A 20,723-nucleotide genomic window follows, 5' to 3' on the forward strand; every position below is an offset into this window, starting at 1 on the left:
ACTGTGTGAGGAATGAGCCTTGGAATAAAGGATGTTTCAAAAAGTATCGTCAGAAAAAAATTTGGACAAGTGAATTCCGAGGTTTTAAAAGGTGTCCGAACAAAAATAAATGAGCTAATAAATAGCTAATAATACATGGATAAAGGGCTGCAATTGCAGTCCTTTTTTAGTATATAAAAGAATCATAACTGGGATTTGTGAAGTATGCCGAGCTTTTTTTGCTGAAGTTATTACGCTAATAGACAGTTGCATCTATCCCTTTATGAGACAAAACACTTATGCCAAAAAAGAAAGTCGTCCCATAGAAAGGTTCTATTGGGCAAAACCAGATGAAAAATTGAAGAAATAGTCTCATAGAAGAGGTCTATGGCACAAATTAGGAAATGGTTCCTAGAAAAAGTCCCATAGGAGAGCCCTATGAGACAAAATCAGCTAGAAAGTTCAAGATACTGTCCTTCATAGGATCTCTAGGAATATCAATAAAAATTTCTAGCCTCCAACTTGCAAGATCTTCTTAAAAGAAAGGGTTAGTGTATCTTCCTCATTGCTTATTTTCAACCATTCTTTATGTGTATCTACTTTTTGAATCCATCCTGAGAACTCGGCAGGGCCGTATAGTTCTGCATAGGTGATCGTAATGGTTTGATTCTGTTCAAGTGATTGAAGAATTAGCCGGTTGATCTCCTCTAGTTGATTATCATCGAGTATGGGCATTTGGAATTCCTTTGTCTTTCTTTTTTCTTCTAACAGTTGTTCCCTATGTTCAGGCAATATCATTCGACTAGATTCCCACATTAAATTATACCCTGGAGTTAGTTTATTTGGAGACATTGATTTTTTCGCTCCTTTCTTTATAGAAAATGATAGAATACTTCTGTCTATTTGTAATGACCACCGACCTTTTCAGCACGATGATAGGCCTGCCCTGCTTTTGTTAAAGAGGAAGCTCGAACAATTGCTTTCGGTCCATATTTACTATAAATCGAATCAAGAGCTTTGCTTATCCTTTCTTTTTTTATTTGAACATCGAATAAGTTAAGCTGATAATCGTGAGCTGGCTGTAATTGTGATAAATTCACTCCAACACTGCGAATGGGCGATCCATCCCAATGCTTTTCAAATAATTGAAAGGCAGCGTGGAAGATATCCATCCCAAAATTAGTAGGGGAGAATAATTTGACCTGTCGATGAAATCCAGTCGGGAAATCAAAGTTAGCCCCACGAATGCTTACCGAGACTGTGCTGCCCATATATTGCTTCATGCGGGAGCGTCTTGCCACCTCCTCACTCAGCTCGAGTAACACAACTTTGATCTCTTGGGGATCTTCATAGTCCCTCGGCAATGTCATATGATGACCAATTGCCTTTTGCCGATCATGAGTGTTTACGGTTACAGGTGAATAATCAATTCCGTTCGCTATTTGCCATAGCACCTGCCCATTGATTCCCCATCTTTTTTTGAGAAGTTCTAAAGGGAAATTGGCCAATTGACCAATCGTAAAGATTCCCATTCCTTGTAAATGGCGGTTCATTCGACTGCCAACACCGAACATTTTTCCAACGGGTAACGGCCACATTTCTTGTTGCATATTGCTGGGGTCTAATTGGAAGATGCCATTTTTATTTTTCTTAGAAAAGTGATCACAAGCCATTTTTGCCAGAACTTTGTTTGGCCCAATGCCAACTCGAGCATTAATTCCGAATTCATTCATGATCGTGCTTCTGATGTTCTCTGCAATGACCAAAGGTTCTCCCAAAAGTCGAGTACTACCCGTTACATCTAAGAACTGTTCATCTATCGAATAAGGTTCTACAAGGTTTGTAAATTGGTTTAACGTATTTGTAATCTGGATGGAGACATCAAGATAGCGTTGCATGCGAGGCCGAACGATTACGGCGTTCGGGCATTTCTGTACTGCTTCCCATAATCGTGATGCATTCTGAACACCAAATTTTTTCGCCAACGGGCAAGCAGCAAGAACAACGCCGCTTCGCCGTTCAGGATCTCCAGAAACAATGAGGGGCTTATCCGCTAGTTCGGGATGATCCACTTTTTCTACTGAGGCATAGAATGATTGCATATCAACAAGGAAAATAACGTTATCTCGCATAGTTAAATATCTCCTTCTTTCAAAAAAAACGAACATACTTTCGTATATATTATATACGAAAGTATGTTCGTTTAGTACTGGAAAATTATTCATAGCAAGATAGTATAAGATTTATTCCTTCGGTGCACGAACAACAGATTCAAATACCCCTTTATGGCTTCCATCACAAAATGGAGCGTTGGACGACCTTCCACAGCGGCATAGCGAAAATGTGGGCTTTGTAACAAACGGATTTCCTTCCGCATCAACGAGCTCCACATCGCCAGTAATGCGATAAGACCCATTATCATTCACTTTAATCGTAACTTTTGTCATAAATATCCTCCCCTTCACAAAATTGTCATATTTCTTTTGATGTTATAGGGAAAGAGTGAAAAAAGCAACAGATGGGCTTATTATGATAAAATAAAGCGGTAAGGAGGTTATATAATTGGAAATTATCGTAACCGAAGAAGCAGTAAATAAAATAAAAGCCAAGATAACAGGCAAAAACGGCTATCTAAAGCTGAAATACGATACAGAAGGCTGTGGGTGTGTAGTAAGTGGTGTATCAGCTCTTTGGCTCGTAAATGAACTAGATGATGATGACCGTGAGATTAAAACAAATATAGGCAGTATCTATATTGAAAAATCAAAGGAAGTCTTTTTTGAGGAAACAATGACAATCGCTTTTTCAGAGAAGGCGAATTGCTTCCAATTAAAGAGTCCGAACCAATACTTAAATCCGAGAATGAGTTTGTATGACAGGACAGACAGTTAAATAACTAAAGCAGAAAGTGAAACTTCTAGCAGGGAAACATCGCCTAGAAGCTTCACTTTTTATTTTCTAAAAATTGTCACATTAGCAGGCAGTTATGTGTCTTAATAGATAGAAAGAGAGGACAAGAAGAGGAGGTGATGCGTTATGCATGTAAACAGAACAGAATATACGCTGGAAGTAATCAACAATGAAACAGAGATTGAGGAGTTATTGCAGCAATATCAACAGCCTATCTACCGTTACTGCTACAACATTTTAAGAAATTCCCATGATGCAGAGGATGCGGCACAAGAAGTATTTTTAAGAGCCTATCAGAGCAGAAAAGTGATGGAAATTGATAATCAGCGTGCTTGGCTTTATAAAATTGCGTACAATCACTGTTTGAATAAGGTTAGAAGAAAGTCCCTTATTGAGTTTATTCCTTTTAGCGAAAAAGAAAAGGAAAGCGTGAATGATCCAGATCATGACTTTGAATTAAATTACATACTGTCTAAATTAAAGCCGAAGGAAAGAGCCCTCATTGTACTGAGAATTATTGAAGATAGAGAGTTTTCAGAGATCGCGCTGATTCTAGGAATTAACGCTGCGACGGCAAGAAAACGCTTCGAACGAGTAAAGACGAAAATACAAAAAATAATCGAAAGGAGGGTACATGATGAAGAATAAAATTCAATCGTATGAAGAATTTGAGAGACGACTAAAGAATCAGACACTACCAGAAATGGATTATGCAGCAGCCAGCGCGATCACACGCAAAAAGACGCCGATCTTTCTGCGTACATCATTTATTACGATTGTTCTTACGATTTGTATTTCTGTATCGATCGCAGCGGCAGTTAACTACACGGGATGGAAGCTTTTTGATTCTGAAGGGAATGAAGTGTTCGAGATGAGAACGATGACGGAGGAGGAGCTGGCGCCGAATCATATATATAATCAAATGTATAGGGATTACGAAGGTATAATGGAAGAAGTAAAGAAAGGGCTCCCAAAAGGTCAATTGAAATATTTTTTAGTGACTGAAGCCTATGAAGAAATTGGTGAGTACGCATTAACGATGTTGTTGAATGAAGAAAAGATTGAAAATGTGGAGCAAATTCCAGCTGATATTAGTGGATTTCTGCATTTAAAGAATGAAATACAAAGTGATTTAGTGTTAAAAACAGGAACCATGTCTTATAAAATTCCGGAAAGTAATATACATTTGGCTGAAGAAATGTATAAAGAAGCGAAAGAGAAAAATTTGGACTATATCGCTAAGGATGGGGTTTTAACAACTGAAGTTTCAAGCATAAGCCTTCATTATGAGAGTAAGGTGATGAATTTTAATGAGGGGAGGTCTATTCAAATGATCATCAATCCAGGAGTGAAGATGATCACAGCTGGAACACTACCAGACTACACACAATTAACAGAGGATGGAATCGACTTTTTATACGGCGAGCATAGGATTTATTTTATCAAAGAAGCTGCCTCCCAGAAACTCTTAATCTCTATTTCCACTTCATGGCGAGAAGACCATTTTAACGAGGAGGAAGAGAAGGAAGCGTTATTAGAGATTGCAAAGACCATATTAAATTAAACTTGTTTTCCTTCTTTTACCCAGAAATTACAAAAAACAGGCATGTTCCCTCCCTCACCAACATTTAATGGTAAAGATGTTGCTAAAGTGGAGGGAAATGTGTGAAACAAAAATGGATTGTCGCATTGTTAACAGTGGTGCTGCTGCTCTCTGCCTGTAGGGGAGTGCCAATGAGTCAAGTAATTGAAAAGGAAATCCCTTTTAATGTAAAGGAAGTTATACATACAGAAAAAGTGAAGGATGGCGTGATTCTGTTGTATGTAACAAGACAGAAGAGTGAAAAGAAAGAGGAAATTGACGCTGTCACAGTAGCCTTCTTGAAGGGAAATGATCGGGATGGATGGGAAAATGCAGGGCACAACCATTGGGATTATGGGGAAGGGGAACAGCTGACCATCTTTAAAAATGTTTTCTATGATTATAATGGCATTGGTGATTTAGAAAATAGAATTCCTGTTATTTATGGGAAAATAGAGGATAGCAAGATTAACATCATTGAAGTGGTCGGAAATGAAGGATTGGAAAGAGCAAACATGATTGAAAAAGACAGTGGACGTTACTTTATTAAAGTAGGGGATTATGAATTTGCTAGAGGCTTGTCAGGGAATGGAAAAGGAATAGAGCTGCTAAAATAAAGAAGAGGCCTGCATCAAGGCCTCTTTATGTGAAAACATATTCTTCTAAAAACTCATCAATGACCTTTTCATAATCATCTTTATTCTCGTTCAATGACTGCGCATGAACTCCGCTTTTGGCTAAATAGAGCTTTTTAGGGCCCTTTTTTAATTCATATAGGGCTTCAGACATGGTTGGCAGGATAAAATCATCCATTTGGCTATGAATAAAGAGAATGGGCTTTTGGATGTTTTCGATAACTGAAATGGGGGAAACGTCTTTGATGGAATACTTCTGCCGCATACGCAAAAATAAATCACCAACAGGCAGAATGAGCTTTGGCGGCAGCTTCATTTCTCTTTTTAGCTGATAGGCAAGCTGCTCTTTAAAGTCAGAAAAAGGGCAGTCGGCAATATAAAAATCTGCCCCATCCTCAAGCATGCCTGCATATAGCAGCATTGTGGCGGCGCCCATCGATTCTCCGTGAATGCCTATCTCAATGTTCGGACCATATTCTTTCTTTAGCCAATCGACAATGGTCTTTAGATCGAATTTTTCATAATGACCAAAGCTCGTTGTTTTCCCACCGGACTCCCCGTGGCGGCGATGATCGTAAATAACCGCATTAAATCCGCGCTCCAAAAACAAATTCATATATTTGATGGAATTCATTTTATTTTCTGTTACTCCGTGTGAAATGACGATGTAGCGGTTATTTTTGTGGGGTTCAATTAAGACAGTCTTGAGATTATAGCCGAAAGGGGAGGGAACGAGAACTTCTTTCTTTGGAAGTCCCTCATATTCCATTAGATCAAGACGTCCAGCTTCTTGTTCCCGATCCAAGATAAATTGATCTTCTTTCTTCTTCATATACATGAGCCGATTTGTAAAATAAACACCGATGGATGTGAGAAAGAGAAGGAAAGAAATAAAGTAACGAGTAAAACGAAGAAGTCTTTTCATGTCCATCCTCCTAGTACCCTTTTTCTTTATTTTACCATTTTTAAGGGAATTAAAACATAAACTCGACTTAAATGGAGGAAGAAATAAATGAATCAATTATTGAGGACAGAAATCAGGGGAAAAAGGCAAAGCAGTCCTTAATCCCCCTGATTTATTGATGACCGCAATTCCTAGAAAAACGCAAAACCGGTAGTCAATCGCTCCCGTGAACTATTGCTTTGAATTTTGGCGCTTTGTCGGATGAATGGCCTTTTCTAATTCTTCGGCAGCGATTGTCTGACTCACTGTATCACTGTTAGGCTTGCCCTTTTGGCTGTAGCCCTTATCTCGTTTTTGACTCATTCAAATTTGTCCCCCTTATAGTATGTTTCACCCAATAAGATGGCTGAAAAGGAGAGAAATTATTCAGGCTCTAAACGGTTTGTTGTTGAAGACTGTAATACATGCTGTCAATCGAACGGGATAAATGCGGCGCTACAATCGAAATCACCTCGACTAATTTTTCTAAATCGACATTTGTCTCAATTCCCATTCGCTCGAGCATATAAACGACATCCTCAGTAGCAGCGTTTCCAGAGGCTCCAGGAGCAAAGGGACAACCGCCAAGACCGCCTGCCGATGTATCAAAACGGTCAATTCCTGCTTGCAATGCAGCAAGGATATTGGCAAGGGCCATCTTTCTTGTGTCATGGAAATGAGCGGTCAGCAATGTATCGGGAAATTCGTTTCTCAACCCGCTGAATAAATGAAAGGATTCATGTGGCGCAGCCATTCCGATCGTATCTGCTACACTTAACTCATCCACTCCAGCTTCAACAAATTGCCGGCACAAACTCAACGTATCTTCCGGATCTATTTTTCCTTCATATGGACAGTAAAAGGCAGTGGAAATACAAGCGCGGACAAAGTATCCTTTCTCCTTTAACTCACTAATGATTGGTGTAAGTTCAGCCATACTTTCTTGCGTAGATTTATTAATGTTTTTTTGATTAAATGTATTGCTTACACCAACAAAGACAGCAACCGCTTTGCAATCGGTCATATAGACTCTGTCAATTCCTTTTCGATTGGGCGCTAAAACGATATTCCGTGTTTGATCATCAAGGCAATCGGTGACAATTTCAGCTGCATCCCCCATTTGTGGAACCCATTTTGGTGAAACAAAAGAAGTTAGCTCCATTTCAGTTAAACCAGCATTTTTCAATCCTTTAATAAAGTCCTTTTTAATATCAGTGGGCACAAAAGCTTTTTCGTTTTGCAGTCCATCACGAGGACCAACTTCAATGATTGTTACTTTTTCAGGCAATTGCAGCGTCATGTTTTTCTCTCCAATCACATAGTTTATAAGGGTGAGATTAAAGCTGTAAACGTTTTCTTATTGAAAACTGAGCGACCGCTCTTCTATTCTCTTATTTTATTCTGTTTGTTTTTCAAAAAGCAAGAATAATAGAAATTTTGACATAATAAAAGGATTTCTATGATTTTTCGCGAAATATTAGTAGTGATATGGGATTGAAAGGATGAGGGATATGACACAAACAGAAGTAGTTATTGTAAGTGCTGTAAGAACAGCGATCGGCAGTTTTAACGGAAGTCTAAAGGATGTTTCTGCTCCAGAGCTAGGGGCAATAGCCATCAAAGGTGCACTTGAGAAAGCGGGTTTGAAACCTGAGCAAATAGATGAGGTTATCTTAGGAAATGTACTTCAAGCAGGCATTGGCCAAAACCCTGCAAGACAGGCAGCACTTAAAGCGGGCCTTCCTGTAAGCGTTTCCGCAATGACAATTAATAAGGTTTGCGGCTCTGGCTTAAAGGCTGTTCATTTGGCCACACAAGCGATTATCGCGGGGGATGCAGAAATTATTGTTGCCGGCGGCGTGGAAAATATGAGTCAGGCACCGTACATATTAAAAAATGCGCGCAATGGCTTCAAAATGGGTGACCAGAAGCTAATCGATACAATGACTTCTGACGGCTTAACATGTGCGTTTAACGATTATCATATGGGTGTGACTGCAGAAAACCTCTGTGATAAATACGAATTGACAAGGGAAGAGCAGGATGAATTTGCTGCAGCCAGTCAGACAAAGGCAGTAAATGCGATAGAAGAAGGCAGATTTAAGGATGAAATTGTTCCTGTTGTCATTCCGCAAAGAAAAGGGGATCCGATTATTTTTGATACGGATGAATATCCGAAAAAAGGAACAACAGCTGAGAAATTAGCAAAACTGCGACCAGCATTCAGAAAGGACGGCAGTGTAACAGCTGGAAATGCGTCAGGTATAAATGACGGAGCAGCCGTACTTGTCGTAATGAGCAGAAAGAAGGCCGATGAGCTAGGACTTCAGCCATTAGTTGTCATTAAAGCCAATGCAAGTGCAGGAGTCGATCCGAGCATTATGGGGATTGGACCAGTAAATGCAGTGAAAAAAGCACTAGAAAAAGCAGCAGTATCAATGGAAGAATTAGAGCTAATTGAAGCAAACGAAGCTTTTGCAGCCCAATCACTTGCCGTGGACAGAGAACTTAACTTTAATAAAGAAATATTAAATGTAAATGGCGGTGCCATTGCTTTAGGCCACCCAATTGGAGCAAGCGGAGCAAGAATTCTAGTTACATTAATTCATGAAATGAAAAAGAGACAGGCGAAAAAAGGCCTTGCTACTTTATGTATCGGCGGTGGCCAAGGAGTCGCAACCGTTGTTGAACTAGCTTAGTTCGTTAATGGAAGCAATTTTATTTTTGGTTCTTTTCTAAAGGGCTTTTTCTAAAAATTTGTTGCTTTTGAATCAAATGTTTGAATGAACGTGGTTGACCAACTAGGTCGGTTGATTGGAGCGGAAGGTGCGAGACTCCAGCGGGAGTAGTGGGACAGGTGAGACCCCGCAGACGCTTTAGCGTTGAGGAGGCTCACCGCCCACCCCGCGGAAAGCGAGCACCTGAAGCGGAAATCAACCTCTACCCAACTATTTTCTAATTAGCAACAATGTTTACGAAAACAGCCTTTGATATAAATAAACGTTCTCAAACGAGGGGGAGAATGACGTGAAAACAATTTGTACTTCCTTTAATGAAGCAGTGAAGGATATTCATGATGGCGCTGTGTTAATGGTTGGCGGATTTGGTCTTTGTGGCATACCAGAAAACTTAATTCTTGCATTAGTGGAAAAAGGTGTCAAAGATTTAACAGTCATTTCGAATAACTGTGGTGTTGATGACTGGGGGCTTGGCTTGCTTCTAAAAAATAAACAGATAAAGAAAATGGTCGGTTCTTATGTAGGTGAGAATAAAGAGTTTGAAAGACAAGTGCTTTCGGGAGAAATCGAAGTGGAGCTGCTTCCTCAAGGAACATTAGCTGAAAAAATCCGTGCTGGCGGAGCTGGGATCCCAGCCTTCTATACGCCTGCTGGAGTAGGCACGCCAATCGCCGACGGGAAAGAAACAAAGATTTTTCATGGAAAAGAATATTTGCTTGAAGAATCCTTGATTGCAGATTTCAGCTTGGTGCGAGCGTGGAAGGGCGATAAAATGGGCAATCTCGTCTATCATAAAACGGCTCGAAATTTTAATCCGATGATTGCTGCGGCAGGGAAAGTAACAATTGCCGAAGTAGAAAATCTATACGAAATCGGTGAGCTAGATCCGAACGGTATTCATACCCCGAGTATTTATGTTCAAGCATTAATCGAAGGAAATCAGGAAAAACGTATTGAAAGGCTAACAGTACAAAAGTAAAAACGCTTTAGGAAGGAGACGCTGCAATGACTAATGATAAAGCTGCTGTTCGCGAAAAAATTGCTAGACGTGCTGAGAAGGAAATTGAAACGGGCTTTTATGTTAATCTTGGGATTGGCATGCCAACACTTGTAGCCAACTATATTTCAGATAATAAAGAAGTGGTGCTACAATCAGAGAATGGCTTGCTTGGCATTGGTCCATACCCTACGAATGAAGAAGTAGATCCTGATTTAATTAATGCGGGCAAGGAAACAGTGACTGCTATTCCGGGTTCCGCTTATTTTGACAGTGCTGAATCTTTTGCAATGATCCGTGGCGGGCATGTGAATATCGCCATTCTTGGCGGTATGGAAGTTTCAGAAAAAGGCGATCTTGCAAACTGGATGATTCCTGGGAAGATGATTAAGGGAATGGGCGGTGCAATGGATCTCGTCCATGGTGCGAAAAAAATTATTGTTATTATGGATCATACGAATAGAGATGGAGAGTCAAAAATATTGAAGGAATGTACGCTGCCGTTGACAGGAAAAGCGGTTGTTAATCGTATTATTACAGAGCGGGCTGTCATTGATGTAACGGAATCAGGCTTAAAGCTTGTCGAAGTTGCAAAAGGCTTCACTGTGGAGGATATTATCCAGTCGACTGGAGCAGAATTACAAGTAGATGAGAATGTTCTGACAGAAGCTTATTAATCTATTTCGAAAAGTGCAGTAGCAAATGCTGTGCTTTTCGTTATTTTTAGGAGGAGATATGTATGAATTTTGCATTTAAAGGCATTGATCATATTCAACTAGCCGCACCAAAGGGCTGTGAGGAACAGGCGCGAGCATTCTTCGGAGGCATTCTCGGACTGAAAGAAATCCCGAAGCCTGAAAACCTGCAAAAACGTGGTGGCTGCTGGTTTGTCTGTGGAAACCAAGAAATACATATTGGTGTACAAGAAGATTTTCTTCCTGCTAAAAAGGCTCATCCTGGATTTGTAGTAGAAAATTTATCAGTTTTACGCGAAAGCTTGGAAAAGCATGAGATTCGTATAAAAGAAGAACCGCCAATTGAAGGAAGAAGCCGATTTTTCGTTGATGATCCATTCGGCAACCGGATAGAGTTTCTCGAGTTTTTGCGATGAAAATGATATAATAAATCGTAAATTATTAGTATGAGGGGATTTCAATGAAAAAGAAAAAACAGCAGACCCAGCCTAAAAAGGCGGATAAGCCAGTAACACTTGGCGATATGCTAAATCAAGAATTAATGGAGAAATTAAAGGATACAAAGCAGCAATTAAAAGCAGCTGAAGATAAGCAAAAAGAAGAGGAAGAACAGCGCAAAAAAGAAGAAAGACGCTTGCGCGAAAAGAACAAAAGCTTTGAAGAATTGCTTGGTGAAAGCAATATGAATTGGAAAGAATTTAAATAAAGAAATAAGACTTAGAAGAATAGTGAATTGTTTTTAATGTCAGACATTAAATTTAGTACATCATTTATATATATAGTGGTGTACTTTTTTGTTTTTAAGACCGCTTAAATATTTACAACTAATAAAGCCAAATCGAAGTATTGAGAATTTGTATTAGTAAAACCCAAAAAATATTTCTATTAAATTTTTTACTTCAATCGAGTTAGGAAAGGTGTTATAGACAAGATGATTACTTTAAGAAATGTCCAAACGACAGATTTAGAACAGTTGTTATTGATTGAGAATGAAGCCTTTTCAATAGACGAAGCTGCCACTAAAGAAGCATTTGAGGAGAGGGTTCAGCTGATAGCTGATACCTTTATTGTGGCAGAAAAGAATGGAGAGATACTTGGTTATATTAATGGCCCTATTATTAATGAACCGTACATAACCGATAATCTTTTTAAGGAAATCAAGGAGAATCCGAAAAGCGGAGGATATCAGAGTGTTTTAGGATTAGCGGTGTCAAAACAGGCTAGAAATCAAGGAATTGCAAAGATTTTAATTGAGAAAATGGAAGAGCTTGTAAAAGAAAATGAAAGAGAAGGAATCACTTTAACATGTAAACAGGAATTAGTTTCTTTTTATGAAAATTTTGGATTTGTTAACCATGGCATGTCTGAATCCACACATGGTGGAGTAAGCTGGTATAACTTGGTCAAATTAAGAGAGGAAATGGATTGACTCTATTTGTAGTACAAAAAAGGGATAGATGAAAACAGGACGATCTTGCCTGTTTATCTATCCCTGCTTTTTAACGATGCTGCTCATACTGATTCATTTTGGTGATGGACTGGATAATGGAAAGCTCCTCTTCTGAGAGCGGGTTTGCCTGTGCTGCCCTGGCGTTTTCTTTAATCTGCTCGACCTTGCTCGCACCTGCTATTACTGAAGAAATAGCCGGATGGGCTAGATTATATTGAAGGGCTAGTTCTGTCATTGTACGCGAATCAGCAAGTTTTTCTCTTAATAGCGGAAGGATATGATTTAATTCTTCGAAGCTGTAATCTAAATATCCCTGTTGTGAAGTTTTATCAATCATTTTATTGCTTAATAACCCTTTTGCCAGCGGACCACGGGTAACTACGCCTATGCTATTTTCTAAAAGAAGCGGCAGTGCCTCTTCCTCTGGACGGCGATCTAATAGGCTGTATTGCATCATGACCGAGACAATGTTTGATTTTTTCACGTACTCACGAATGACATTTGGTCTAATAGAGGAAATGCCATAATAGCGGATAAACCCTTCAGGCTTTAATTCCTCAAATGCTTCAATCGTTTCATCTATAGGATCTTCCATTGTGCCGCCATGAAGCTGATACAAATCAATATAGTCTGTGCCAAGTCTTGTTAAGCTCTGTTTAACCGCCTCTTTTATGTGTTTTTTTGAAGGGTCCCAGCTCCAGCCATCTTTCTTTTCATTCCAGCGGTTTCCTGCTTTCGTAGCAATGATGATTTTGTCTCTTATTGGTTTTAGTGCTTGCCCGACAATTTGCTCATTTTCGCCAAAGTCGTAAAGATCTGCAGTATCGAAATAATTAATGCCTTCTTCTAACGCTGCTTCAATCACTGCCTGGGCATTTTTAGGATTAGTACTAAGGGACATACACCCTAATCCGAGCTCACTCACATATAAATCTGATTTCCCTAATCGCCTTTTTTTCATTTCGACATCCTCGATTTCATTTTCTTACTATTATATACTAAGAGGAAATAATAAAATTCAGTAAATGTTTCAGATTTAGGATGTGATACTCATGAAAAAAGGTCAAAAGGAGTTAAACCAAAAACAAATTGATGAACTTCTCAATACAAAATCTGATAGCAGAATTGCTAATCAAGAAGAGGTAGAAAAAATCGAACAAGCGATCAAATGGCTTATTGAAAATATAGAAATTAATTTGGCTGACAAGGAGATTGTTGAAGGCGTATTAAATGATCTCGATTCACCTTCTAATACTATTTACATACACCAGGCTGGTACTGCTTCAATAACTGTTACTAAAAAAGCCGAAGATGAAAAAACTATTTGTCAAAATACAATTTGGATTAGATATTAAACCGACAGTCAGGGCAATAGAAAGAACCGTTTACATATTGAGGTGAATTTTTAAAAAAGCATCCAATTCAAATTCAATTCTCTTTCTTCAAACAGGAATAAACCCAATCCTTCAACAAATAATAATCCTTACTGTATTCTTTTAATTTCTCTCGAACCTCCCAGGCTTTTCCGACGAGCACGATGCCTTTCTCATGTACATAAATTTTCATGGCCAACTCCCCCAATTAAAGTATGATAATATGTATGAGAAAACCTAATCGGAATAGAACGGGAGTGACCTTGAAAGATGAGTCGCCTAGAAGAAAAAACAATTAAAACAGAGAAAATTTTTAGCGGCAAAGTGATAAGCCTTCAAGTAGAAGAGGTAGAACTACCTAATGGAAATATCTCAAAACGTGAAATCATTAAGCATCCAGGGGCGGTTGCTATTCTAGCGTTAACAGATGAGAATAGAATTGTCATGGTGGAGCAATATAGAAAAGCATTGGAAAGAACAATTATTGAAATTCCAGCAGGCAAGCTCGAGCTTAATGAAGATCCCGAAGCTTGCGCCAAAAGAGAACTTGAGGAAGAAACAGGTTATGGCTGTAAGGAAATGGAGTGGCTCATCTCCTTTTACACATCCCCAGGGTTTGCTGATGAGATTGTCCATCTCTACATAGCAAGAGGGCTGGAAAAAAAGGAAAATGCACTAGCTCCAGATGAGGATGAATTTGTAAATTTAATGGAGCTAACATTAGAAGAGGCAGAACATTACTTGAAGGAACAAAAAATATATGATGCAAAAACAGCGTATGCTGTCCAATATTTGCAATTGCAAAAGGCGTTGAATCAGTAGATGAATACTTATTATTCTGATTTACATATTCATATCGGAAGAACCCGAACAGGAAAGCCTGTGAAAATAACAGGAGCCAAATCCCTTACCTTCACGAATATTATCGAGCATGCTAGAAATGAAAAGGGCTTGAATATCATTGGGATTATTGATTGCCATTCTCCTGAAGTGATCTTAGAAATCGCTGAGCTTATGGAAACAGGGGATGTAATCGAGCATTCAGAAGGCGGATTGCAATTTGGCGATTTAACCATTATTCCTGGGTCAGAGTTGGAAATTTATGATGAGAATTGCCATGGGCCCATCCATGTCCTCTGTTATTTTGCCACTTTGGATAAAATGAAAAGCTTTTCGATGTGGCTATCTAATCATCTGAAAAATATCACACTCAGCTCTCAGCGAATTTATGTCTCAGGCCGAGAATTGCAATTAAAGGTGAAAGAGCTGGGCGGTTTATTTATTCCTGCCCATGTATTTACTCCTTTTAAAAGCCTGTTCGGAAAAGGGGTCATTCACTCATTAACTGAAGTGTTTGATAAAAACCTGATCGATGGAATTGAACTGGGGTTAAGTGCAGATACAGCAATGGCAGACCAAATTAAAGAATTGCATGAGTTTTCCTATGTAACCAATTCGGACGCTCATTCTCTGAAAAAGATTGCAAGGGAATATCATGTGCTGCAAATGGCAGAGCCAACCTTTAATGAACTGGAAAAAGCGCTGCATGCAATAGATGGCCGCAAAGTCAAAGCGAATTACGGACTGGACCCACTCCTTGGAAAATATCATCAGACCGTGTGTTCCCAGTGCTTTACTCCGTTTGATCCAGAAAAGGGTGTATGCAATCATTGCGGCAGCACGAAGTATATAAAAGGAGTGGCAGATCGAATTACAGAACTAAAAACAGCAAGCTCATCACCTGTTAATCGTCCACCATATATCCATCAAGTGCCGCTTGAATTCATTTCAGGTCTTGGACCGAAAATGCTTGGGAAGTTGCTTGATCATTTTGGAACGGAAATGGCGATCTTACATGAAGTTCCTTTAGAAAAACTGGAACAGATCATTCCAGCCAAAACGGCAGAAATGATCATCAAAGCACGTGAAGGAAAACTAAGCTTATCTGCCGGCGGTGGCGGGAAGTACGGGAAAATTGCAGAATGACAAAGAGATTCAGCTCCGAAAAGGGGCTGAATTTTTTTTGTCATACATCCGGAGGACAAGCATACAATTTACTAATAATCAGAGCTTGGCAGGAGGATCGCAATGAGAAAAAAAATGTACCAGAACGTCGTCGCAAATCATTTTCACGAGCATTCCTCAATTTATTTATTTGTGATTGTTTTATTTCTAATGGGAGTCATCTTTGGGGCTGTGATTGTCAATAGTCTAAGTTTTACACAAAAAGAGGATTTATTTTACTATCTATCACAATTTTTTGGACAAGTGTCAGATGGGAATGTAGCGGCAGGAAATGATTTATTTAGGCAAAGCTTCCTTCATAATACAAAATATATTGGTTTAATGTGGATATTAGGAATATCGATTATTGGTCTTCCGGTGATTCTAATTCTTTTATTTATGAAAGGAATGGTTGTTGGATTTACAGTTGGCTTCTTAGTGAATCAAATGGGCTGGGATGGATTTCTGCTTTCATTTGTAACGGTGTTGCCGCAAAATATAATAATTATTCCCGTCTTTATTATCTCTGCAACCATTGCTGTTTCCTTTTCATTAAAAATGATTAGCAGGCAGTTTATGAAAAAGGTAGGCCAGCCAATGATGCCTATGCTTGGAAGATATCTACTTACCTTTGCTGTAGCAGTCCTCTTCTTATGTGCGGCAGCGGGTATTGAAGCACTGATCTCTCCATTATTAATGAAGTCCGTCATTAATTCCTTTTAGATTCAGTCAATTATTTATTTTTACAAACATTGTTGCTAATGAAACATTAGTTGGTGGAGGTTGATCTCCGCTCCAGGATGCTCGCTTTCCGCGGGGTGGGCGCTGAGCCTCCTCGACGCTAAAGCGTCTGCGGGGTCTCACCTGTCCCACACTTCCCGCAGGAGTCTCGCACCTTCCGCTCCAATCAACTACAAATTTATCAGCAGAAGAAATATTCAATAACAACAATCTTTTAGAAAAGAGCTTTAATTTAAAATAGCCTGTGAGGTAAGCGTACAAAAGGTGATCTGCTCATTGATCACTTTTGTATAGCAACCTTGCAGGCTTTATTGTTTCTTGACATTATGATATTTAATCGTATAGTATCAGTAAATGTCGAAAAAATTTCCTTTTTATTTTAAAATGATTATTATATAATATTAATTATCAATTCTTAATTGTAATAATTTTATTTTGAATCTATTCCTTTATCTGTTATAATGAGAATGTTAGTGGCGAGGGGGGAACTTCGTATGGAAAGTAGAATTGATAGAATAAAGAAGCATTTGCATTCGTCAAGCTATAAATTAACGCCTCAGCGTGAAGCAACCGTTCGCGTTTTGTTAGAAAATGAAGAGGATCATTTAAGTGCAGAAGATGTCTACCTCCTAGTAAAAGAAAAATCGCCTGAGATAGGCTTAGCAACTGTATATAGAACACTTGAGTTATTAACTGAATTGAAAATTGTTGATAAAATTAATTTTGGTGATGGTGTTTCCCGCTACGATCTTCGTCAAGAAGGTGCAGCTCACTTTCATCATCATTTAGTTTGTATTGAGTGTGGAGCAGTTGATGAAATCCAGGAAGACTTATTAGAGGATGTAGAGGAAGTTGTTGAACGGAGATGGAATTTCAAAATTAAAGATCATCGTTTGACATTCCATGGTATTTGTCATCGTTGTCACGATCACACTGAAACAGATGAGAATGAAAAAATAGAACAAGATAATGGATAAACCTTTTCTTAATCAGAGAAAAGGTTTTTTTGTTGTCTATGAAATTGTCTATTCGCAACTTATCAGATTGAGGTATAAATCTTGTCCAAAATGGCATATCTTTTAATATTAAGAGATTATGGGGGATATTTAGATGAAATCTTGGCTGAAGACGATCATTCAAACGATTAAAGTATTCGTGCTTTTCACAGGATGCACAATCCTTTTTTATTATGGTATTATGTGGTTAAATGAAGAATATCAGGATTATCACCGCTATGATGAGCCGGAAGGTGCTGCTGTAAAAGTATCGACCAGTGGAAATATTGATCGTTCATCAAGTTGGTTGGACCGATTAATTCTTTTCTATTTAAATGGGGAGTAGTGACATCAATGGAGGACGAACTGAAGGATTTCATACATTACTTAATCGTAGAAAAAGGCCTTGCAAAAAATACAATTGTCTCTTATGAGAGGGATTTAAAGAGTTATATGAAGTATTTAAAAAATATAGAAGCGATAACAGATATGAATCATGTCCAAAGAGTACAAATCATTCATTTTCTAAAATCCTTAAAGGAACAAGGGAAATCTTCGAAAACATTGGCTAGACATATTGCTTCAATTAGAGCCTTTCATCAATTCCTTCTCCGTGAGAAAGCAGCAGATCAGGATCCTTCTGTCCATATTGAATCACCACAGCAGGAAAGGTCATTGCCGAAGGTTTTAAATATGCAGGAAGTAGAAATATTATTAGAATCACCGAAAATGAATGATCATTACGGCCTTCGTGATAAAGCGATGCTTGAATTATTATATGCAACAGGAATCAGGGTTAGTGAGTTAATCGGGCTTAAATTAGGGGATGTCCATTTAACAATGGGATTTGTTAGATGTATTGGAAAAGGGAATAAAGAACGAATTATTCCAATCGGAAAGACTGCTGTACAAGCACTCGATCAATATTTACAAAAGGGAAGAAGCCAATTTGTCTCAAAAAAGCATAAGGATGAAGCATTATTTTTGAATCATCATGGAAAAGGGCTATCAAGACAAGGCTTTTGGAAAATATTAAAAGGACTGGCAAGTGCTGCAGGCATTGAGAAAGATTTAACTCCCCACACATTACGACACTCCTTTGCGACCCATCTTCTGGAAAATGGGGCTGACTTACGAGCTGTTCAGGAAATGCTCGGCCATGCAGATATTTCCACAACACAGATTTATACCCATGTAACAAAAACAAGATTAAAGGATGTATATAGTCAATACCATCCGCGTGCTTAAATAAATTAAAGTATCGTTTAAACATCTTCTGTATTTTTGTGAAGCTTCCATGAAAATTGGGAGCTTTTTCTTTCATTTCTTATTATTCTTAGGTAAAATATAGATGTCAGACTTCTGACTTTGTAAATAAAAGAAATGTGATAAACCTATTCACAAGGGGTAACCTATTTATATTCTATCTTTTCTAGTGTAACCGTATTCACTCATTAAAGGAGGACAACAAAATGGCTTCATACACATATAAACGAATTTTTGTCGTTGTCATGGATTCAGTAGGGATTGGCGAAGCACCTGATGCGGAGCAATTTGGCGATAAAGGGGCCGACACACTGGGCCATATTGCTGAAAAAATGAATGGTCTAAAGATGCCGAATATGGGTAAGCTTGGTCTTAGCAATATTCGTGAGATAAAAGGAATTGAAAAAGCGGAAAAACCACTCGCTTTCTATACGAAAATGCAAGAAGCCTCTAATGGAAAGGATACAATGACAGGTCATTGGGAAATTATGGGCCTTAATATACAAACGCCTTTTCAAGTATTTCCAGACGGATTTCCTGATGAGCTCATTTCTGAATTAGAAGCTCGTACAGGTAGGAAGGTCATTGGGAACAAACCGGCTAGCGGTACAGAAATCCTTGTTGAGCTTGGTGAAGAGCATATGAAAACAGGAGCACTGATTGTGTATACTTCTGCTGATTCTGTGCTCCAAATTGCTGCACATGAAGATATTATTCCGATAAAAGAGCAATATGAAATTTGCCAAATCGCCCGAGAACTGACATTGGATGAGAAATATATGGTAGGTCGAGTAATTGCAAGACCATTCATCGGACAACCGGGAGATTTCCAAAGAACATCGAATCGTCATGATTATGCCTTGAAACCATTTGATCGCACAGTTATGTCTGAAATGAAGGATGCGGGACTTGATGTGATTGCGATCGGGAAAATATCCGATATCTTTGATGGCGAAGGTGTAACAGAGTCTCTTCGTACCGTTTCAAATATGGACGGAATGGATAAATTAATTCAAACGTTTGAGATGGACTTTACTGGTTTAAGCTTCTTAAACTTAGTTGATTTTGATGCATTATATGGCCATCGCCGTGATCCGAAAGGGTATGGCAATGCACTTGAAGAGTACGATGCCCGCCTGCCAGAAGTATTTGAAAAAATGCAAGAAGGCGATTTATTGATTATTACAGCCGATCATGGGAATGATCCTATTCATCACGGAACTGACCACACAAGAGAATATGTGCCGCTTCTTGCTTATGCCAAAAAGAATGAAAATGGCAAGGAACTTCCAATTAGAGAGACGTTCGCAGATATTGGGGCAACGGTTGCAGATAATTTCCATGTAAAAATGCCTGCATATGGAAAGAGCTTTTTACAGGAATTAAAATAGGGGGAAAAGGTAAATGAACTTCGAAAAAATTCAAAAAGCAGCAAGCTTTTTAAAAGAAAAATATGGGCAACAGCCGAAACTGGGTCTTATTCTTGGATCAGGTCTTGGTGTATTAGCTGACGAAATCGAAAATGCGGTGAAAATTCCTTACAATGAAATCCCTGATTTTCCTGTTTCCACTGTAGAGGGCCATGCAGGTCAGCTTGTATTTGGTTTGCTTAATGGAATTCATGTTGTAGCTATGCAGGGGCGTTTTCATTATTACGAAGGCTATACATTTGATAAAGTAACATTCCCGGTTCGAGTAATGAAAGAGCTTGGGATCGAACAATTAATTGTCACTAATGCAGCAGGTGGAGTGAATGAAAGCTTTTCACCAGGTGATTTAATGTTAATTAGCGACCACATTAATAATATGGGCAGCAATCCATTAATCGGTCCAAATGATTCTCGTCTTGGCGTTCGCTTCCCAGATATGTCAGTTGCCTACTCAGCTGAGCTTAGACAACTGGCAAAAGAAATAGCAGCGAAACTGGGCTTGAAAGTGCAAGAGGGTGTTTATGTAGGAAACACAGGACCAACATATGAAACACCTGCTGAAGTTCGTATGCTGCGTCAATTAGGTGCAGATGCAGTTGGGATGTCTACAGTACCTGAAGTGATTGTAGCAAGACATGCAGGAATGCAAGTATTAGGAATCTCTTGTATTTCCAACATGGCAGCAGGTATATTAGATCAGCCACTAAATCATGAAGAAGTAATAGAAACAACAGAAAAAGTTAAAGCAGCATTTCTAAGCTATGTCAAAGCATTAGTCCAAGAATTCGGTGCAAAGTAATAAAAAAAGGCACTTTTCTAAAAGATTGTTGTTTTTGAATAATTTATGTGAATGATAACGATTAACAAAATGGCTGGTTGATTGTAGCGGAAGGTTGCGAGACTCCTGCGGGAGGAGTGGGACAGGTGAGACCCCGCAGGCGCTTTAGCGCTGAGGAGGCTCACCGCCCACCCCGCGGAAAGCGAG

General features: G+C 38.9%; 27 protein-coding genes. 19 read left to right on the forward strand and 8 right to left on the reverse strand.

The features are described from left to right. Positions 1-489: 489 nt before the first annotated feature. The 3 genes from ACFYKT_RS04190 to ACFYKT_RS04200 all read right to left on the reverse strand — a co-directional run bounded on the left by ACFYKT_RS04190 (position 490) and on the right by ACFYKT_RS04200 (position 2,426). Positions 490-831 (reverse strand): YolD-like family protein, encoded by a 342-nt coding sequence (locus ACFYKT_RS04190; protein WP_389215884.1) that lies wholly within the window; start codon positions 829-831, stop codon positions 490-492. A gap of 47 nt (positions 832-878) precedes the next feature. Then, positions 879-2,111 (reverse strand): DNA polymerase IV, encoded by a 1,233-nt coding sequence (gene dinB, locus ACFYKT_RS04195; RefSeq protein WP_389215887.1) that lies wholly within the window; start codon positions 2,109-2,111, stop codon positions 879-881. 111 nt (positions 2,112-2,222) lie between these two features. After that, on the reverse strand, positions 2,223-2,426 hold the full coding sequence (locus tag ACFYKT_RS04200; RefSeq protein ID WP_389215890.1) for a CDGSH iron-sulfur domain-containing protein: 204 nt from the start codon (positions 2,424-2,426) through the stop codon (positions 2,223-2,225). Between the two features lie 115 nt (positions 2,427-2,541). Here ACFYKT_RS04200 and ACFYKT_RS04205 point away from each other — a divergent pair, with 115 nt between their 5' ends. The 4 genes from ACFYKT_RS04205 to ACFYKT_RS04220 all read left to right on the forward strand — a co-directional run bounded on the left by ACFYKT_RS04205 (position 2,542) and on the right by ACFYKT_RS04220 (position 5,088). Further along, positions 2,542-2,871, forward strand: coding sequence for an iron-sulfur cluster biosynthesis family protein (locus tag ACFYKT_RS04205; protein ID WP_389215893.1), 330 nt, complete (start codon positions 2,542-2,544; stop codon positions 2,869-2,871). Positions 2,872-3,015: 144 nt separating this feature from the next. Then, positions 3,016-3,537 (forward strand): RNA polymerase sigma factor, encoded by a 522-nt coding sequence (locus tag ACFYKT_RS04210; RefSeq protein WP_389215896.1) that lies wholly within the window; start codon positions 3,016-3,018, stop codon positions 3,535-3,537. Continuing rightward, complete coding sequence (locus ACFYKT_RS04215) at positions 3,527-4,453, forward strand: hypothetical protein (protein WP_389215899.1); 927 nt, start codon at positions 3,527-3,529, stop codon at positions 4,451-4,453. The genes ACFYKT_RS04210 and ACFYKT_RS04215 overlap by 11 nt, the downstream gene beginning before the upstream one ends. A gap of 101 nt (positions 4,454-4,554) precedes the next feature. Next, on the forward strand, positions 4,555-5,088 hold the full coding sequence (locus ACFYKT_RS04220; protein ID WP_389215902.1) for a hypothetical protein: 534 nt from the start codon (positions 4,555-4,557) through the stop codon (positions 5,086-5,088). Positions 5,089-5,113: 25 nt separating this feature from the next. Here the strand turns inward: ACFYKT_RS04220 and ACFYKT_RS04225 are convergent, their stop codons facing one another. The 3 genes from ACFYKT_RS04225 to ACFYKT_RS04235 form a co-directional block, all read right to left on the reverse strand. Continuing rightward, positions 5,114-6,031, reverse strand: coding sequence for an alpha/beta hydrolase (locus ACFYKT_RS04225; protein ID WP_389215905.1), 918 nt, complete (start codon positions 6,029-6,031; stop codon positions 5,114-5,116). A 210-nt stretch (positions 6,032-6,241) separates the two neighbouring features. Further along, positions 6,242-6,373 carry a hypothetical protein gene (locus ACFYKT_RS04230; RefSeq protein ID WP_264803126.1) on the reverse strand — a complete coding sequence of 44 codons (132 nt, stop codon included), beginning with the start codon at positions 6,371-6,373 and terminating at the stop codon, positions 6,242-6,244. 70 nt (positions 6,374-6,443) lie between these two features. Then, positions 6,444-7,349: a hydroxymethylglutaryl-CoA lyase gene (locus ACFYKT_RS04235; RefSeq protein ID WP_389215908.1), complete on the reverse strand. Its 906-nt coding sequence runs from the start codon at positions 7,347-7,349 to the stop codon at positions 6,444-6,446. Between the two features lie 211 nt (positions 7,350-7,560). Between ACFYKT_RS04235 and ACFYKT_RS04240 the strand changes: the two genes are divergently transcribed. The 6 genes from ACFYKT_RS04240 (at position 7,561) to ACFYKT_RS04265 (ending at position 11,908) form a co-directional block, all read left to right on the forward strand. Next, positions 7,561-8,748, forward strand: a complete 1,188-nt coding sequence (locus tag ACFYKT_RS04240) for an acetyl-CoA C-acetyltransferase (protein WP_389215911.1) — start codon at positions 7,561-7,563, stop codon at positions 8,746-8,748. A gap of 328 nt (positions 8,749-9,076) precedes the next feature. Continuing rightward, positions 9,077-9,766, forward strand: a complete 690-nt coding sequence (locus ACFYKT_RS04245; protein ID WP_389215914.1) for a CoA transferase subunit A — start codon at positions 9,077-9,079, stop codon at positions 9,764-9,766. A gap of 26 nt (positions 9,767-9,792) precedes the next feature. Further along, positions 9,793-10,461 (forward strand): CoA transferase subunit B, encoded by a 669-nt coding sequence (locus ACFYKT_RS04250; protein WP_389215917.1) that lies wholly within the window; start codon positions 9,793-9,795, stop codon positions 10,459-10,461. A 62-nt stretch (positions 10,462-10,523) separates the two neighbouring features. Continuing rightward, positions 10,524-10,895 carry a VOC family protein gene (locus ACFYKT_RS04255; RefSeq protein WP_389215920.1) on the forward strand — a complete coding sequence of 124 codons (372 nt, stop codon included), beginning with the start codon at positions 10,524-10,526 and terminating at the stop codon, positions 10,893-10,895. Positions 10,896-10,939: 44 nt separating this feature from the next. Beyond that, the gene (locus ACFYKT_RS04260) at positions 10,940-11,185 is read left to right on the forward strand and encodes a YqkE family protein (protein ID WP_066395690.1); all 246 of its coding nucleotides are present in this window, start codon (positions 10,940-10,942) and stop codon (positions 11,183-11,185) included. Positions 11,186-11,410: 225 nt separating this feature from the next. Further along, entirely contained in the window at positions 11,411-11,908 is a 498-nt protein-coding gene (locus tag ACFYKT_RS04265) for a GNAT family N-acetyltransferase (protein ID WP_389215925.1), read from the forward strand. Positions 11,909-11,978: 70 nt separating this feature from the next. Here ACFYKT_RS04265 and ACFYKT_RS04270 read toward each other — a convergent pair whose 3' ends face one another. After that, positions 11,979-12,890, reverse strand: coding sequence for an aldo/keto reductase (locus tag ACFYKT_RS04270; RefSeq protein ID WP_389215928.1), 912 nt, complete (start codon positions 12,888-12,890; stop codon positions 11,979-11,981). A 91-nt stretch (positions 12,891-12,981) separates the two neighbouring features. Here ACFYKT_RS04270 and ACFYKT_RS04275 point away from each other — a divergent pair, with 91 nt between their 5' ends. Next, positions 12,982-13,284, forward strand: a complete 303-nt coding sequence (locus ACFYKT_RS04275; RefSeq protein WP_389215931.1) for a hypothetical protein — start codon at positions 12,982-12,984, stop codon at positions 13,282-13,284. Positions 13,285-13,357: 73 nt separating this feature from the next. On the opposite strand, the gene mciZ is transcribed toward ACFYKT_RS04275, so the two are convergent. Then, the gene (gene mciZ / locus ACFYKT_RS04280; RefSeq protein WP_389215934.1) at positions 13,358-13,495 is read right to left on the reverse strand and encodes a Z-ring formation inhibitor MciZ; all 138 of its coding nucleotides are present in this window, start codon (positions 13,493-13,495) and stop codon (positions 13,358-13,360) included. A gap of 77 nt (positions 13,496-13,572) precedes the next feature. On the opposite strand from mciZ, the gene ACFYKT_RS04285 reads away from it, so the two are divergent. From ACFYKT_RS04285 to ACFYKT_RS04320, 8 genes are all read left to right on the forward strand, one after another. After that, positions 13,573-14,124 (forward strand): NUDIX hydrolase, encoded by a 552-nt coding sequence (locus ACFYKT_RS04285; RefSeq protein ID WP_389215937.1) that lies wholly within the window; start codon positions 13,573-13,575, stop codon positions 14,122-14,124. Further along, positions 14,125-15,288: an endonuclease Q family protein gene (locus ACFYKT_RS04290; RefSeq protein ID WP_389215940.1), complete on the forward strand. Its 1,164-nt coding sequence runs from the start codon at positions 14,125-14,127 to the stop codon at positions 15,286-15,288. Positions 15,289-15,390: 102 nt separating this feature from the next. Beyond that, a complete protein-coding gene (gene spoIIM, locus ACFYKT_RS04295; RefSeq protein WP_389215943.1) occupies positions 15,391-16,029 on the forward strand; it encodes a stage II sporulation protein M in 639 nt (212 codons plus the stop codon). 512 nt (positions 16,030-16,541) lie between these two features. Then, positions 16,542-17,024, forward strand: coding sequence for a ferric iron uptake transcriptional regulator (fur, locus tag ACFYKT_RS04300; protein ID WP_389215946.1), 483 nt, complete (start codon positions 16,542-16,544; stop codon positions 17,022-17,024). Positions 17,025-17,157: 133 nt separating this feature from the next. After that, on the forward strand, positions 17,158-17,388 hold the full coding sequence (locus ACFYKT_RS04305; protein WP_389215949.1) for a YqzK family protein: 231 nt from the start codon (positions 17,158-17,160) through the stop codon (positions 17,386-17,388). Between the two features lie 8 nt (positions 17,389-17,396). Beyond that, positions 17,397-18,290: a site-specific tyrosine recombinase XerD gene (gene xerD / locus ACFYKT_RS04310; protein WP_389215952.1), complete on the forward strand. Its 894-nt coding sequence runs from the start codon at positions 17,397-17,399 to the stop codon at positions 18,288-18,290. A 224-nt stretch (positions 18,291-18,514) separates the two neighbouring features. Then, complete coding sequence (gene deoB / locus ACFYKT_RS04315; RefSeq protein WP_389215955.1) at positions 18,515-19,699, forward strand: phosphopentomutase; 1,185 nt, start codon at positions 18,515-18,517, stop codon at positions 19,697-19,699. Between the two features lie 13 nt (positions 19,700-19,712). Further along, the gene (locus ACFYKT_RS04320) at positions 19,713-20,537 is read left to right on the forward strand and encodes a purine-nucleoside phosphorylase (protein WP_389215958.1); all 825 of its coding nucleotides are present in this window, start codon (positions 19,713-19,715) and stop codon (positions 20,535-20,537) included. Positions 20,538-20,723 lie beyond the last annotated feature (186 nt).

Origin of the sequence: Cytobacillus mangrovibacter, from assembly GCF_042865275.1 — a bacterium.
GTDB classification, from domain to species: Bacteria; Bacillota; Bacilli; order Bacillales; family Cytobacillaceae; genus Cytobacillus; species Cytobacillus mangrovibacter.

Coding starts and splice junctions, on each gene's coding strand:
- ACFYKT_RS04190 (WP_389215884.1), bottom strand. CDS start 831: ATGTCTCCAAATAAACTAACTCCAGGGTATAATTTAATGTGGGAATCT.
- dinB (WP_389215887.1), bottom strand. CDS start 2,111: ATGCGAGATAACGTTATTTTCCTTGTTGATATGCAATCATTCTATGCC.
- ACFYKT_RS04200 (WP_389215890.1), bottom strand. CDS start 2,426: ATGACAAAAGTTACGATTAAAGTGAATGATAATGGGTCTTATCGCATT.
- ACFYKT_RS04210 (WP_389215896.1), top strand. CDS start 3,016: ATGCATGTAAACAGAACAGAATATACGCTGGAAGTAATCAACAATGAA.
- ACFYKT_RS04215 (WP_389215899.1), top strand. CDS start 3,527: ATGAAGAATAAAATTCAATCGTATGAAGAATTTGAGAGACGACTAAAG.
- ACFYKT_RS04225 (WP_389215905.1), bottom strand. CDS start 6,031: ATGAAAAGACTTCTTCGTTTTACTCGTTACTTTATTTCTTTCCTTCTC.
- ACFYKT_RS04230 (WP_264803126.1), bottom strand. CDS start 6,373: ATGAGTCAAAAACGAGATAAGGGCTACAGCCAAAAGGGCAAGCCTAAC.
- ACFYKT_RS04235 (WP_389215908.1), bottom strand. CDS start 7,349: ATGACGCTGCAATTGCCTGAAAAAGTAACAATCATTGAAGTTGGTCCT.
- ACFYKT_RS04240 (WP_389215911.1), top strand. CDS start 7,561: ATGACACAAACAGAAGTAGTTATTGTAAGTGCTGTAAGAACAGCGATC.
- ACFYKT_RS04250 (WP_389215917.1), top strand. CDS start 9,793: ATGACTAATGATAAAGCTGCTGTTCGCGAAAAAATTGCTAGACGTGCT.
- ACFYKT_RS04255 (WP_389215920.1), top strand. CDS start 10,524: ATGAATTTTGCATTTAAAGGCATTGATCATATTCAACTAGCCGCACCA.
- ACFYKT_RS04260 (WP_066395690.1), top strand. CDS start 10,940: ATGAAAAAGAAAAAACAGCAGACCCAGCCTAAAAAGGCGGATAAGCCA.
- ACFYKT_RS04265 (WP_389215925.1), top strand. CDS start 11,411: ATGATTACTTTAAGAAATGTCCAAACGACAGATTTAGAACAGTTGTTA.
- ACFYKT_RS04270 (WP_389215928.1), bottom strand. CDS start 12,890: ATGAAAAAAAGGCGATTAGGGAAATCAGATTTATATGTGAGTGAGCTC.
- ACFYKT_RS04275 (WP_389215931.1), top strand. CDS start 12,982: ATGAAAAAAGGTCAAAAGGAGTTAAACCAAAAACAAATTGATGAACTT.
- mciZ (WP_389215934.1), bottom strand. CDS start 13,495: ATGAAAATTTATGTACATGAGAAAGGCATCGTGCTCGTCGGAAAAGCC.
- ACFYKT_RS04285 (WP_389215937.1), top strand. CDS start 13,573: ATGAGTCGCCTAGAAGAAAAAACAATTAAAACAGAGAAAATTTTTAGC.
- ACFYKT_RS04290 (WP_389215940.1), top strand. CDS start 14,125: ATGAATACTTATTATTCTGATTTACATATTCATATCGGAAGAACCCGA.
- spoIIM (WP_389215943.1), top strand. CDS start 15,391: ATGAGAAAAAAAATGTACCAGAACGTCGTCGCAAATCATTTTCACGAG.
- fur (WP_389215946.1), top strand. CDS start 16,542: ATGGAAAGTAGAATTGATAGAATAAAGAAGCATTTGCATTCGTCAAGC.
- ACFYKT_RS04305 (WP_389215949.1), top strand. CDS start 17,158: ATGAAATCTTGGCTGAAGACGATCATTCAAACGATTAAAGTATTCGTG.
- xerD (WP_389215952.1), top strand. CDS start 17,397: ATGGAGGACGAACTGAAGGATTTCATACATTACTTAATCGTAGAAAAA.
- deoB (WP_389215955.1), top strand. CDS start 18,515: ATGGCTTCATACACATATAAACGAATTTTTGTCGTTGTCATGGATTCA.
- ACFYKT_RS04320 (WP_389215958.1), top strand. CDS start 19,713: ATGAACTTCGAAAAAATTCAAAAAGCAGCAAGCTTTTTAAAAGAAAAA.